This window comes from Enterococcus sp. LJL51, assembly GCF_054871795.1.
Map to the genome: position 1 here is coordinate 1 of NZ_JBTXLW010000018.1, position 13,312 is coordinate 13,312.

Sequence of the window (13,312 nt, forward strand, 5' to 3'; positions counted from 1 at the left end):
AAAAGACACGCTGAGTATACGCATACAGAATAATTTTTAATAGCATCTTCGGGTGGTAGGCCGGTCGGCCTAATTGTTCTTCTAATTTATTAAAGAGTGTTTGCGGCATGGCTTCGACTAAGGCATTAACCGCAAAAGCGACATCCGTTTCAGGAATAAACTGTTCCAACTCTAATGGTAAAATCGTTTGATTAATGGTATAATCTTTAAACATAAAAGCACGCTCCTTTTGATTTGGTTTAGTCACTTTAATCTTACACGGTTGCGTGCTTTTTGTGTACCCTAAAATTAAAAAAGTGAGAAAATAATCAGATTTTCTTCTGACTATTGTCCCACTCCCTTTCCAGCCACATCCAGCTTTTCATTCCATATAAATCAACCTGAACATATCTTCTGGTTTTCAGCTTCTCGTCAAGGTCCATACCTTCTTCTTTTAGTTTGCGCTTGCGCCAGTCAGCTGCCTTTTCTGCGATCGTTGTCGCTCAATCCATATTCATACGGGACATATCAAAGACACCGTATTCTGCATTGTAGGCACTGCCGCTTTTAATCTGAGCCAAACCAGTATTCATCGCTTCCTTTAGAGCATTCACTTCTGTAAATAGCATGAAAGGTCAATCGCTTCTGATTCTAGTGACCAGCACTGAGTTTATTAGGAGCAATATAAATACTTTGCTTTTACATAGCAAAAGGTATTAGCTTTTGATTCGCTAATACCTCCTCAATAACACTAGAAATTTGCTAAATACTAATTCCATTAATAGAAAAACACTATACTTTTGTACGATAAATACAGCTAGCTTTTGTTAGCTATTGGAAACTTGATTAGTGAGCCTATACTCTCTAACAAGGCTTAACTATCTGACGCCAAATCAGATAGTTAAGTTCCTTTTTATTATATTTATTTATCAATTTTATAATTTTTAATCCAATAAAGTGTTTCTTTTTTGTTCGTGATTAGCTTAACAAAATTTTCTTCTTCAAATTGAACTCGAGTATCTTTTATACTAACACCATGAGCCTCACTTAACATGTCGATTATCGTTACTTTTCCTTCTGAGCTAGATAATAAATATTGATTACCTTCTAAAAATATACCTTCGTACTGGTTCCCTTCATATAATTCATCACTAAAATTAGTTTTCTGACTAATATCATCAGAAATTACAAAATCTATTGTTTCTTGTAAATTATCTTTATCAATTTCTGAAAGTAAGAAATCCTCTATTTTAAATATTTGTTGTTTTTCATATGATTGCAAAATATTGGTTATTTGCTTATCAATCACTTTGCTTACCTCCTATTTAGGGTTTTGGAACAGGATAGGTAGTCCATACATTTTTTAGTTCATCATAAACTATTTTTATATGTGTTTCTCCTTTGGTTCCAATAACTTTCCCTGTATCAATAATACTAGAAAAGGAATTTTGTCCTTGACTCCCTACTCCATTTGGTATAGTTTCTACAAGTTTACCATTTTTTAATGCGTTTTGAACTATTTTATTAGCTTCTTCTGCTGAAGAAACATTAAACTTTCTAGCTCGCTTGGCAGTTGAACTATTCAAATGTTTATTCTTAATTTCAAATTTTTTAATATTAACATCCAATTTCTTCCCAAATCCACTGACTTTCTTATCCTTCAACACCACTTCATCCACAGTCAATGGATGCCCTGCATAATACGCTGCGATACTCACTTGAGCAATACTACTCAATACGATGGACCAGCGCTGGGCTTTTTCTACATCAGTTAGAGGACGTCCGGTGTCGTAATCCACCCCTTCACGCAGCTCTATGGCTAAGCGGCTCATTTCATCTATATCGTTGCCCCGCTTAATTTCACGGCCATACAAATCAAATTCTTTTTCCGCCCATTCCCTATAGGCTTCGTTTACCTTATAATCATCCGCAGAAATATACGGCGGATTTTCCAGCCACATCCAGCTTTTCATTCCATATAAATCAACCTGAACGTATCTTCTGGTTTTCAGCTTCTCATCAAGGTCCATGCCTTCTTCTTTTAGTTTGCGCTTGCGCCAGTCGGCTGCCTTTTCTGCAATCGTTGTCGCCCAGTCCATATTCATACGGGACATATCAAAGACACCGTATTCTGCATTGTAGGCACTGCCGCTTTTGATTTGCGCCAAACCAGTATTCACCGCTGCCTTTAGAGCATTCACTTCTGTAAATAGCATAGAAGAAAACGCATGGAAGGTCAACAGCTTTTGTAGTTTCTTTTCCAGCATACGCTTTATTTCCTGATAGCTGGTAATGACATTATTTATCTCATTGATATGCTGGACGCGTTCACTAGATACCGGCAGCACCCGCTTAACTTCAACAATTTGATGTTCCATTGCCTGAATTTGCTGTTCCCATTTCTCAATTTCTTCTTCTAGCTCGGAAGATTTCAAGTCAACATTCGCTACATCAGCACGGTACTGTTCAGGTATTTTACTCACTGCTTCAGCAGTCGCCTCTGAAACAAGGATTGCTCCCTGAATCAGCGGCACATAGACCGCTTCAAAATAGCTCTTTGCTGTACGATAGGTTTTTCCACTTAGCACCTGATCCCCAACAAAGTCTTTGATTCCTGACTGGAGAGTTTCTAATCCCTGCTGGGCTTCATGGCACATTGTTTTAGTACTGTCTGCCTGTGTCTGCGAGGCCCCTAGATACATATCGATACTCAACGGCTCTCCTCCTCTTTTTCCGTCATCCACCTTTTTTTCTGATAAAATAATTCGTCTTCTTTTTCATTTAACGAATAGTGTTCTTTTGCTATATTCTCCTGCTCTTCCTCCATCATTTCTGATAGATTCCGTTGCTTTCGTTGAATTTGCTCTGCGCATTCTTCAACTAAATACTGGTCCTCTTTTTCTCCAGCAATCAAGTCATACGCACTTTGAAAAAGAGCTGCTGTTTGAAAAAAATGCTCTTGATAGGCTTCATCTAAACGGTCAATTGACCGTTTCTTGTCCTCCAGCTCTTCCTTTTCATAAACGAGCTGTCGTTCAGCTCTTGCTAGTTCTTCCCACTGTTCCTTCTCAGCCATTCAATTTCTCCTTATGGGGCAATAATTCTTGTTTGGCCAAGCTTAACATCCTTCGCCGCAAACTCTGCTGCTGTATTCTTGATGTTATTTGCGTCAGTCAGTACTGCACTACGGATAGCTGCCATCATACTCTCAATCTCATCAATCGCACCCTGGGCAGCTTGATTACCGGAAACCGTACTTTGCGTATCTCTTGTCACAGCTCGTGAAGTCCCCAGCTCCTGAACCCCCTGCATAATACCTGTTGCCAGTTGACCGGCGACAGACGTATTGTTAGAAACACCCATTTAAACTCCTCCTTTTTCACTTCCAAATGTCAAAAAACTGTTTATAAGAAAAGTATACCAAAATTTTGCTTTATACCGAACACTTTTTTAACATAAAAGCAATCGGTTCATACATTTATTAACCGTTACCGAAAAAAGACCCTATCCAGTTTTGGATAGAGTCCATTCTTTATCAAACCTGCTTGGAGCAATTGATGCTTTTATATCAGTCTGCTTTTGTCAGCGAGTGTGTTTTGACTAAATTCCGGCAATACTCTTCCCGCCGACAAAGCTTCACTCAGCAGCCTCAGCGTTCTTTCACCGAATCATCGGCAGAATCTACATATGCTGGAGCTAATCTATTTGAAGCCAGCACAAATGGTGTGTAAATAAGAAAGGCTAGAACTAAAATAACCAGTTGAACCAGGATAGCTGAAATAGTTTGATAGCCAACAAAGGCATTGACGAACAAAGGCAGACCGAAAGGAACCTCTACTGTTGCAGCCGGAATAATATGGGTCACTGTAGCAAAGTACGCAACCGCTGTCGCCATTAGCTGAGACAGAATAAATGGAATTGCATAAATCGGATTCATGACAATTGGCAGCCCGTACACTAATGGCTCGTTGATACCGAAAATTCCCGGGATAAGCGCAAGCTTAGAAATCATTTTTTGATCTTCCCGCTTTGAAAAAATCAGCTGGGCAAGGACTAACGCAATCGTTATCCCTGCTCCGCCCATTACAACATAGACTCTAAAAAAGGTCATTGTCAACGGATTAGTAGCTACATCTCCTGCTTGTGTCTGAGCAATATTGTCTGCTAAACCTGCTAACGCCAAAGGACTAAGTATCGGCATAATAACCATATTTCCATGAAGACCGAATATCCAGAAAATCGCCGATGCAAAAGCTAGCAGGATGATTCCGACTGGACCGCCCTGCATAACGCCTTGAAGAGGAGCCTGTAGTGTATTGTAGATAATATCACTCAAATAATCGCCAGAAATATTATAAATGATTGTGCTGATTACTGAAAAAATCAGTAATACCAATAAAATTGGAATCAGTGAATTAAATGACCGGGCAATTCCCGATGGTACCGCCTCCGGCATGCGGATTTTTAAACGGTCAATCTGCATCAGCTTTGAAAATAGTTCAACAGATAAAATCGAAATCAGCATTGCCACAAACAGACCTTGGGCATTAATACTAGAGGTTGCAATACCGCTCGTCACAATATCCTCCAGCCCCTCAACCACCGTTACAATCGACTGAGGAACAATCGTGATGAAAGAAATCAGCGCAACTAATGCTGTATAATTTCCGTCCATCTCGTTTCTCTGTCCAATCAGTTTACCAATTAAGAATGCCAGCGCCAGACTCATCGTAGACATCGTTGCATAGTTAATTGCTGTGAACGCCGGGCTTAACGAGCTAAGAAAGCTAAGCTGTTCAACTTGTGCTAAGCCCACCTGTTCTGAGCAGAGAATCGTATTAAACAATGTGGCAAAAGAACCCACAATAATAAATGGCATGTAAATAGTAAATGCTGTTTTGATACTATATAGATATTTGTTTTGATTCACAACCTCGGCAAATTTACCGACCTTCATTGCAAAGCTGTCTAATTTTGACATAACTCTTTCCCCCTTATAGTTCCTTTAGCTTTTCTCCGTTGTCTGCAATAATTTTTTGATAATAATAAAAGCTTTCCTTCCGCTCCCTTTTCAAGGTTCCCCTTCCCTGATTGTCGCAGTCTACATAAATCATGCCATACCGCTTCTCCATTTCTCCTGTTCCTGCACTGACAATATCCAAGATGCCCCACCAGGTATAGGCAATTATTTCACAGCCGTCCTGCACTGCTTCTGACAAAGCCAGCAGATGTTCCTTCAAATAGTTTTGCCGCTCAACATCATTAAAACGCCCATCCTCACTTTTACTATCCCTCGCACCTAATCCATTTTCGGCAACCATCAGTGGTATCTGATAACGGTCATATAGCTCATTACACACATAACGCAAGCCCAGCGGGTCAATCTGCCAGCCCCACTGTGAGCTTTCCAAGTATGGATTTTTCTTGCCCTGAGGTCCTCCTGTTCCTGTCATCATCACCAATTCATCTGAATAGACCGTTGTAAGATAATAGCTAAAAGCCAAATAATCACTGGTATGTTTCTTGATGAGCGCCAAATCCTCTTCACCAATGTCTAATGTGACCTTTAACTCTTCAAAAAGCCGTTTTGAATAGCTTGGATATGTGCCTCGAATCATCACATCGGAAAAGAAAAGAGAATTGCGGCGAAATTGATAACTGCCGAAAATATCCTCAGGCTTTGGTGTCTCTGGGTAAACCCCGCTTAATGACAACATACAACCCATCAAAGCTTGGGTATTGTATTCTTTTAATGTTTTTACAGCTAGTGCATGAGCGACAAACATGTGATGAGCAGCCTGATACTGCTGCTGTGCAGGGTTTTCCACTCCCGAAAGGTCCATTGCCCCAGCAAACCACGGAATTTTAATGATGTTATTAATCTCATTGAAGGACATCCAGTAAGTCACTTTTTCACCAAATCTTTCAAAAAGAACTGTACAATACCGCATAAAATGATCAATCATCTCCCGATGATTCCAGCCGCCGTATTTTTCAACCAGATATAATGGCGTTTCATAGTGAGAAATTGTCACAATCGGTTCAATCTCAGCCTCCAATAATAAGTCAATCAGTTCTTCATAAAAGGCTAAACCTTCTTGATTTGGTTGCTGTTCATCTCCCTTTGGAAAGATTCTCGGCCAGTTAATCGAAAAACGAAAACAGCGCAGCCCCATTTCCTTTAGTAAAGCAACATCTTCCTTAAAGTGATGGTAAAAATCAATCCCTTGATGAGATGGATAATATAAAGCCGGATCAAGCTCTTTTGCTATATGCAGCAGCCGTTCTTTGCCAGCCGGCAATACATCGCAGATACCTAAGCCCTTTCCTGCTTCTAAATATCCACCTTCTGCCTGATTGGCTGCTATTGCTCCGCCAAAAAGAAAATTGTCTGGAAACAGCTTTTTCATAAATTCCAGCCTCCCTCGTTTGATAGCAGAAATATAGCATCTTTTTAGTGAATTGTGAAAAGTCATAAAAAGGCTTTCAAACGCTTATATATCAATATTTATCCACAAAAACAACAAGAAACTGGTACCTTTTTCTACAGTTTTTTCCGTAAAAATAAGTACCAGTTTTTGGTCATTTATAAAAAATCATTCAATCCATCTTCTTGATGGCGGTAGTTAAAACTGTCTTTGCTGAAAGGCAGCCTGAAAGTTCCTATGTAATCAATCACCAGACGCTTCGTATATTCTACAACTAAACCGTCTCTGGAAATGGTTCGGCTCGTAATGCTCATTCCGGCGTGATTTTTGCGCTCATGGAATAAGCGGGCTTCCTGTTCTGAAAGGTTCACTGCCTCAAAGCTTGCCAGACTATGTGAAATAGACAGTCCAGTGTCTAAAATCAGCTTTTGCAGCGAGCCTTGCCCCATTTCTTGATCAAAGTAGGGAAAGATTTTTTTGGGAAAAATTGATTCTTGAAGTTCCATCACCTTTTGGTCAACAATTCGCACTCTTTTTAACTCCCAAACCGCCCCTCTATGGCTGCTGTCAAAGATTCGTTTTTCTTCTTCCGTCATTGGACGTTTTGTTAGCGAAAGAACCTTGGAAACAATTTGACTGGACTTCTTTTCAGTAATTGAGCTGTAGATCAAACTAGGATTGGCAGCTGTTTTATTCACGATTGTTCCTTTGCCAGGGATTGATACTAGAAGCCCCGCATCCTTAAGCTTCTCAATCGCTTTTCTAACTGTATTTCGTGAGACCTGATATTCCGCCATTAATTTTCGTTCAGAAGGAATTGCTGTTTTCGGCAGATATTTTTTTTGATAAATCTTACTCAACAAGTCCTCAGCAACAAACTCTTTTTTCTTCATCAGATACCCTCCTTTTTGAAATCATCCATTTTTCTTCTACTAATCTTCGCTTTATTTATCTTATACAATAAGCCCAGCAAATAGCAAGCGCTATTTCCCTCCTTATCTCTGTCTGTCAGACTCTGCTTCGTCATTCGTCCTACCAGCAGCACTTTTTATCTATCATCTATCAAAAAATATCAAACAGATTAGAGTTGACTAATTCCCACCTGGTGCTTTACAAAGTTTTTTCTGAATTTCGGCTGATTGTTGAAGAAATACTCCTGCGGTTAAGTGCTAATATGTGTGATTATCCCATTGCTTATTCAGATTTTGACATACTAAAAGTCTGGGAATTTATCTATCTCCCAGACTCAACTCAGCTTATTTCCAAAGAGGGCTTGTTCGTGAGCCCCCTATGTTTACAACCATAACTATTTTTAGACCCGTTACCCAATGTTACTAATCTGTCGTCAGCTCAATCAGATTGCCTTCCGGATCCTGAATTACGGCTTCATAATAACCATCCCCTGTAGTTCTAGGACCATTCAACAATGGAAACCCATCTGCCACAAATTTTTCAGTATAGCGGTCAACGTCCTCTTTGCTGCCAACTGAAATAGCCATATGTGTATAGCCTAAGCTCTCAGCAACTCTATTTGAAAGATGCTGCTTGGTTGTCAGTTCTAATCTACTGCCGGAATCAAAGCTTAGAAAATACGATTTAAAACCGGTCTTTTTATTATGATAGAGCTCCGTACTGCTTACGTTAAAATATTTTTCATAAAATTCCTTCATCTTTTCTAAATCCTTCGTCCAAATCGCCACATGTTCGATATGCATCGTTATTCTTCCCTTTCTTGTTACTTCTTTATTTTCTCAGCTATTGATTAATCGTTTATCGCTTAATAAGCTGGGGTTCTTTAGCCCTTTGCACCAATTCTTGGTCAGATGTAATGTATTCTATAACCTCTGAACCAATTTCTGTTGGCCGAAAATCAATCGTGGAAAAGCCTAAGGCCTGACTATAGGGCAAGTTTCCTTCTCCTATAATCTGGTAATCTTTTTTATGAATAAATCCAGCTTCCTTTAGTCCCACAATAATTCCTGCTGCGGTATCATCTGCATTAGCATAGATGATTTCAGGAACTGCTACTTTTTTAAACGTTTCCTTTGCCCATTCAACCCCGCTTTGATATCCTTCAATTCCTGTAAAAAAGTTTGCTCCTTCGAACGCATCGCCAAAGTATTCTTGATAGCAATCTAATTTATCCTTTGCGCTCACACTTTGAGAAGGTCCTCTTTTAGCTGTAAAAATAATTTTGGAATATCCCTGCTTTGATAAATCATTAAATAATGTATGATAGACTTTTTTTCTGTCTGGATAAATCATCGCTATCTCTTTACTATCAATTTTTTCTGTTGATACGATGCGTCCCCGGCTGCTGAGCTTTTCCCAGTCAGCTAAACGACTGGCTCTGGATGTCAGAACAAGCCCGTCAATCATCCGCCGTTCCAGTAAAGAATAATACTCGTTTTCTGCATGCTGATCATAATACGTCGGCAAAAGTAATACCTGATACCCTTTTTCTTTCGCATGAAACAAAATACTATTGACCAACGTATCATAACAGGCACTATTGTAGGGAACTGTGACACCTAAAGTATAGTTTTTACCGTTACTCAGCTTCACTGCGTTGCCGTTTGCCACATATCCGGTCTCATCAATTGCCTGCTGGACTTTTTTTCTGATTTCATCGGATACATATTTTTGATTATTGATTACCCTCGATACTGTGGATTTTGAGACACCAGTCATTTCAGCAATATCTCTAATATTAATCAACTGCTTCACCTCCATTCGTTAAACAGCCGCGTAAGACTGATTGCAAAAACATACTGATTCCATAACCAGTACCTAATATGATTTATGTAAAGTATAATCTCTGGGACGCGTCCCAGGTCAAGCTTTTTTTGCTGCTAATTCTATATACAAAAGAAAAAATCTGCTATATATGTTCCTCGAAATAACTGTTTATTCACTGCACCAAATCTGGAATAACCAGTCTGCAGACATTAATCATTAGCCATTCAAACAGTTGATAAAATTAGCTCCACTTCATTTTAATCTATTCATTCAAATAAAAGATAGTAAATTGATGCTTTTTTGACTATCTTTCATTTTTACTTTTTCTATCAAAACATACTTAGTCAAATCAGTCAGTGACATTTCATATTCTAATCTAACAAAAACTACGTTTACTATCTACTGAAACCAGCATCAGCTACTAGGATACTTATCCTACCGCTTATCTGAAAAATATTGTTTCAACTATTTCTGTCTGTTATGCTTAACATGTATTCTTCAACAATCAAAGAAATCTAAATACAAAAACTATTGTAAATAATTGTGAGGAAATAAAATGAATATAACAAGTAAAATCGTAATACAATTCACCTTATTGACTTTTTTTATTGCTTATTTGATAGCGGCTATGCTGATTTTTGGAGGTAATTTTGGTTATTCTGTCCATAACTGGGTGGATAATATACAACAATTTTTTATGAACATCCCTTTTTCTATCTACATTCTATCTCCAGCAATTGCCTGTTACATTATTTTAAGAAAGAATAATGTGATACTTCGTCCACAGGACTGGATAAAGACTGTCTTTTATCTAAAAAATAATCCACTTCTTTATCTATATGTTTTTTTCATCTTGATTCTCTACTTTGGTCTTCACGTCCTTATTAGCGGTAATTTCATATTAAGCATGCCTTTTTATACTATCTTATTATCTTTGCCAGGAGCATTAATTATTGGCGGTTTGGAAGAAGCTGGGTGGATGTATGTATTACAGCCGTTCTTATACAAAAAATATGGATTTCTTCGTTCTTCCCTACAAGTTGGTTTTATATGGTTTCTTTGGCACATTCCATTATTTTTTATACCAGGTACAAATCATGGTGATGGTCATATCAATTTTTGGATGTTTACTATCCAGTTATTTTCATTTCGTTTTGTACATGGTGCGCTTTACACTATTTCAGGGAAAGGCTACATCTTTATGAGTGTGTTGTTTCATACGTTGTTTAATGCCTCATCCCCAGTATTTGGAACCACAACAATGAATTGGACTGGAACAATCATCGTCAACACTCTTCTTATACTTATTTCCATAGTAACTGTATATTGGTATCAAAAAACAAAAAAAAGCGACAAAACTGCCGCTTTTACTCAGAAACACTCCTAGCTAAACTATAGATTTATTTCCGTTTTTTGTTGTTTTCTCAAAGCTACTTTAACTGAGTTTTCACCTTATTTACGATACATCTTAAACTCTAAGAACAGATCATTATAAATCCCCAGATACTCTGAGCCTAAATCCTCGTATACCTCTAGATGGGCGATTGTTTCATCATTTGGATAGAATTGTTCGTCCTCAGAAATTTCCTTTGGCAACAGTTTTTTTGCTTCCTTATTTGGTGTCGAATAGCCGATATACTCTGCATTCTGCGCCGCATTTTCCGGACGCAGCATATAATTGATGAAGGCATATGCTCCTTCGACATTTTTTGCAGTTTTCGGAATAACAATATTATCGAACCATAGATTAGAGCCTTTAGAAGGAATCACATAGTGAAGATGCTCATTGCCGTCCAGCATTTCTGCGGCTTCTCCTGAAAAGGATACAGCGGCTGCACTTTCTTCATTAATCATATACATTTTGATTTCATCAGCTACAATTGCCTTAACGTTGCTAGTTAATGTGTTTAGCTTAGCAGATGCAGCCTTTAGCTCCTGATCCTCTTTGCTATTCAGAGAATAGCCCAAGCTGTTCAGCGACAAACCGATTACCTCCCGAGCACCATCAATCAGCATCAAGTTGTCCTTTAGCTCCGGACGCCACAAGTCATCCCATTCCTGCATGCTTTCCTCATCAATAAACTTATCATTATAGATAATTCCCAAGGTTCCCCAGAAATAGGGAATAGAATATTGATTTGCTGGATCAAAATCCAAATTTAAAAATCGCTCATCGATATTATTCAAACCCTTCAGCTTTGAATGATCAATCGGCAGCAGCATGTTTTCCTTTATCATTTTCTGAATCATATACTCTGATGGGATTGTGATATCATACGCAGTTCCACCCTGCTGGATTTTGGTAAACATCGCTTCATTTGAATCAAAGGTCTCATAGTTCACCTTATAACCGGTTTCCTTTTCAAAGGCCTTAATCAATGCCGGATCGATATAATCTCCCCAGTTATAGATTGTCAAAACATCCGCACCAGCCATACCGCTGGCACGTTCAAGCTGTCCGGCTCCTAGAAACAAAATGATAATAATGACGATAATTCCCGCAAATAAAGAGTTTAACTTTTTCATGACAGCTTCGCCACCTCTCTTTGTTCACGACGGAGCTTCTTCAGCCGCTTAGACGTATTGTCCTGACTGATGAAGTAATAGCCAATAACTAAAATCATGGAAAATAGAAAGACTAATGCACTCAGCGCGTTGATTTCCAAGCTGATTCCTTGTCTGGCACGAGAATAGATTTCTACAGAAAGTGTAGAAAAGCCATTGCCTGTAACAAAGAAGGTAACCGCAAAATCATCAAGTGAATACGTAAACGCCATAAAATACCCTGCAATAATTCCCGGCGACAAATACGGCAGTACAATATTCTTAATAACCTGTAGATTATTCGCACCCAAATCTCTTGCTGCATCAACCATCGAATCGTTCATTTCCTGCAGCTTCGGCAGCACCATCAACACCACAATCGGAATACTAAAAGCAATATGAGACAGCAAAACACTGGTAAAGCCCAAACTAATAAAACCAACTGCCGTGAAAAAAATCAGAAAGCTGGCGCCAATAATAACATCCGGCGACACGAGTAGAATATTATTAAAGCTCAACAGGGCTGTCCGGCTTCGGCGGCTTTTCGTATAATAGATAGCCATTGCTCCGAACGTTCCAATAATTGTTGCGATTAATGCAGATAGAAAAGCCAGTAAAAATGTATTTAGTACAATAATCAATAACCGGGTATCCTCAAAAACCGCAAAATAGTTATCCAAAGTGAAGCCAGTAAACTCATTCATCGTGCCGCCGCTGTTAAAAGAATAAAAAATCAAATAAAAAATCGGTGCATATAGAAGCAGAAAAACCAGCAGCAGATAAAGGTTTGACCATTTAAATTTCTTTCTAATCATTTCGCCCGACCTCCTTTTCTCTTTTCACCTGTTAGAAACATCACAGCAACCATAGCCACAATCAGCACAACACCAATCGTTGAGCCCATGCCCCAATTCTGAGTAACTAAAAAATGCTGCTCTATCGCTGTCCCTAAGGTGATTACCCGATTTCCCCCAATCAGACGCGTCAGCATGAACAAGGACAGGGACGGAATAAAGACGGCCTGGACACCGCTTTTCACTCCGTTTAAAGACAAGGGAAAAATTACCCGGCGAAAAGTCTCTGCACTATTAGCACCCAAATCACGGCTGGCGCTAATCAAGGAAGGATTCATTTCCTCCAAAGCATTAAAAATCGGCATAATCATAAAGGGCAGCTCAATATAGGCAGCTACAAACAGAAAGCTAAAATCGGTAAACAAAATCTGCTGGGAGCCGATACCCATAAAATTCAGAAAATGATTGACTGTTCCATGGACACTAAAAATTCCAATAAATGCATAAGCTTTCAGCAGTAGATTTACCCAAGTGGGTAAAATAACCAACATCAGCCACAGCTGCTTATGCTTAAGCTTTGTTAAAAAAAAGGCAGTAGGATAGCTTATCAACAAGGTAACCAGTGTAATCAAAAAAGCATACCAAACTGAGTTAAAGGTCATTGCCAGATACGTTCCCGAGGTGAAATAGGTCTGATAATTTTCCAGACTAAACTGACCGTTCATATCAAAGAACGACTGATAAATAATCATCAATACAGGTGCGATTACAAAAAGAAGCAACCACAATGTATAAGGAATCGAATAAATTCGACGTACTGCTTTCATT

Annotated in this window: 15 protein-coding genes; 1 reads left to right on the forward strand and 14 read right to left on the reverse strand. The window is 38.8% G+C overall.

What is annotated here, in order from left to right:
* From ACYSNQ_RS14605 to ACYSNQ_RS14655, 11 genes are all read right to left on the reverse strand, one after another.
* Nucleotides 1–214 (reverse strand): transposase (locus ACYSNQ_RS14605; protein ID WP_461731384.1); only part of this gene is annotated, 214 nt, incomplete at its 3' end.
* Nucleotides 215–482: 268 nt separating this feature from the next.
* Nucleotides 483–608, reverse strand: a complete 126-nt coding sequence (locus ACYSNQ_RS14610) for a hypothetical protein (RefSeq protein ID WP_426084317.1) — start codon at nt 606–608, stop codon at nt 483–485.
* Between the two features lie 293 nt (nt 609–901).
* Nucleotides 902–1,288 (reverse strand): hypothetical protein, encoded by a 387-nt coding sequence (locus ACYSNQ_RS14615; RefSeq protein WP_426084318.1) that lies wholly within the window; start codon nt 1,286–1,288, stop codon nt 902–904.
* A gap of 16 nt (nt 1,289–1,304) precedes the next feature.
* Nucleotides 1,305–2,693, reverse strand: a complete 1,389-nt coding sequence (locus ACYSNQ_RS14620) for a T7SS effector LXG polymorphic toxin (protein WP_426084319.1) — start codon at nt 2,691–2,693, stop codon at nt 1,305–1,307.
* Nucleotides 2,690–3,055 (reverse strand): DUF3958 family protein, encoded by a 366-nt coding sequence (locus tag ACYSNQ_RS14625; RefSeq protein WP_426084320.1) that lies wholly within the window; start codon nt 3,053–3,055, stop codon nt 2,690–2,692. The genes ACYSNQ_RS14620 and ACYSNQ_RS14625 overlap by 4 nt, the downstream gene beginning before the upstream one ends.
* 11 nt (nt 3,056–3,066) lie before the next feature.
* Entirely contained in the window at nt 3,067–3,342 is a 276-nt protein-coding gene (locus tag ACYSNQ_RS14630) for a TIGR04197 family type VII secretion effector (RefSeq protein ID WP_426084321.1), read from the reverse strand.
* A gap of 286 nt (nt 3,343–3,628) precedes the next feature.
* Nucleotides 3,629–4,960 carry a PTS sugar transporter subunit IIC gene (locus tag ACYSNQ_RS14635; RefSeq protein WP_426084322.1) on the reverse strand — a complete coding sequence of 444 codons (1,332 nt, stop codon included), beginning with the start codon at nt 4,958–4,960 and terminating at the stop codon, nt 3,629–3,631.
* A 13-nt stretch (nt 4,961–4,973) separates the two neighbouring features.
* Nucleotides 4,974–6,389: a glycoside hydrolase family 1 protein gene (locus ACYSNQ_RS14640; RefSeq protein WP_426084323.1), complete on the reverse strand. Its 1,416-nt coding sequence runs from the start codon at nt 6,387–6,389 to the stop codon at nt 4,974–4,976.
* 176 nt (nt 6,390–6,565) lie between these two features.
* Nucleotides 6,566–7,300 (reverse strand): GntR family transcriptional regulator, encoded by a 735-nt coding sequence (locus ACYSNQ_RS14645; protein WP_426084324.1) that lies wholly within the window; start codon nt 7,298–7,300, stop codon nt 6,566–6,568.
* A gap of 441 nt (nt 7,301–7,741) precedes the next feature.
* The gene (locus ACYSNQ_RS14650) at nt 7,742–8,122 is read right to left on the reverse strand and encodes a VOC family protein (RefSeq protein WP_426084325.1); all 381 of its coding nucleotides are present in this window, start codon (nt 8,120–8,122) and stop codon (nt 7,742–7,744) included.
* Between the two features lie 55 nt (nt 8,123–8,177).
* Nucleotides 8,178–9,125, reverse strand: coding sequence for a LacI family DNA-binding transcriptional regulator (locus tag ACYSNQ_RS14655; RefSeq protein WP_426084326.1), 948 nt, complete (start codon nt 9,123–9,125; stop codon nt 8,178–8,180).
* Between the two features lie 577 nt (nt 9,126–9,702).
* On the opposite strand from ACYSNQ_RS14655, the gene ACYSNQ_RS14660 reads away from it, so the two are divergent.
* Nucleotides 9,703–10,533 (forward strand): CPBP family intramembrane glutamic endopeptidase, encoded by an 831-nt coding sequence (locus ACYSNQ_RS14660; RefSeq protein ID WP_426084327.1) that lies wholly within the window; start codon nt 9,703–9,705, stop codon nt 10,531–10,533.
* A 65-nt stretch (nt 10,534–10,598) separates the two neighbouring features.
* Here ACYSNQ_RS14660 and ACYSNQ_RS14665 read toward each other — a convergent pair whose 3' ends face one another.
* Genes ACYSNQ_RS14665 through ACYSNQ_RS14675 form a run of 3 tightly spaced genes read right to left on the reverse strand, consistent with a single transcriptional unit; the run spans nt 10,599 to nt 13,311 of the window.
* A complete protein-coding gene (locus tag ACYSNQ_RS14665) occupies nt 10,599–11,672 on the reverse strand; it encodes an ABC transporter substrate-binding protein (protein WP_426084328.1) in 1,074 nt (357 codons plus the stop codon).
* Nucleotides 11,669–12,505, reverse strand: a complete 837-nt coding sequence (locus ACYSNQ_RS14670) for an ABC transporter permease (RefSeq protein ID WP_426084329.1) — start codon at nt 12,503–12,505, stop codon at nt 11,669–11,671. Before ACYSNQ_RS14670 ends, ACYSNQ_RS14665 begins: the two co-directional genes overlap by 4 nt.
* Nucleotides 12,502–13,311, reverse strand: coding sequence for an ABC transporter permease (locus ACYSNQ_RS14675; protein ID WP_426084330.1), 810 nt, complete (start codon nt 13,309–13,311; stop codon nt 12,502–12,504). Before ACYSNQ_RS14675 ends, ACYSNQ_RS14670 begins: the two co-directional genes overlap by 4 nt.
* Nucleotide 13,312 lies beyond the last annotated feature (1 nt).

Coding starts and splice junctions, on each gene's coding strand:
- ACYSNQ_RS14675 (WP_426084330.1), bottom strand. CDS start 13,311: ATGAAAGCAGTACGTCGAATTTATTCGATTCCTTATACATTGTGGTTG.
- ACYSNQ_RS14665 (WP_426084328.1), bottom strand. CDS start 11,672: ATGAAAAAGTTAAACTCTTTATTTGCGGGAATTATCGTCATTATTATC.
- ACYSNQ_RS14650 (WP_426084325.1), bottom strand. CDS start 8,122: ATGCATATCGAACATGTGGCGATTTGGACGAAGGATTTAGAAAAGATG.
- ACYSNQ_RS14640 (WP_426084323.1), bottom strand. CDS start 6,389: ATGAAAAAGCTGTTTCCAGACAATTTTCTTTTTGGCGGAGCAATAGCA.
- ACYSNQ_RS14610 (WP_426084317.1), bottom strand. CDS start 608: ATGCTATTTACAGAAGTGAATGCTCTAAAGGAAGCGATGAATACTGGT.
- ACYSNQ_RS14625 (WP_426084320.1), bottom strand. CDS start 3,055: ATGGCTGAGAAGGAACAGTGGGAAGAACTAGCAAGAGCTGAACGACAG.
- ACYSNQ_RS14645 (WP_426084324.1), bottom strand. CDS start 7,300: ATGAAGAAAAAAGAGTTTGTTGCTGAGGACTTGTTGAGTAAGATTTAT.
- ACYSNQ_RS14660 (WP_426084327.1), top strand. CDS start 9,703: ATGAATATAACAAGTAAAATCGTAATACAATTCACCTTATTGACTTTT.
- ACYSNQ_RS14635 (WP_426084322.1), bottom strand. CDS start 4,960: ATGTCAAAATTAGACAGCTTTGCAATGAAGGTCGGTAAATTTGCCGAG.
- ACYSNQ_RS14670 (WP_426084329.1), bottom strand. CDS start 12,505: ATGATTAGAAAGAAATTTAAATGGTCAAACCTTTATCTGCTGCTGGTT.
- ACYSNQ_RS14630 (WP_426084321.1), bottom strand. CDS start 3,342: ATGGGTGTTTCTAACAATACGTCTGTCGCCGGTCAACTGGCAACAGGT.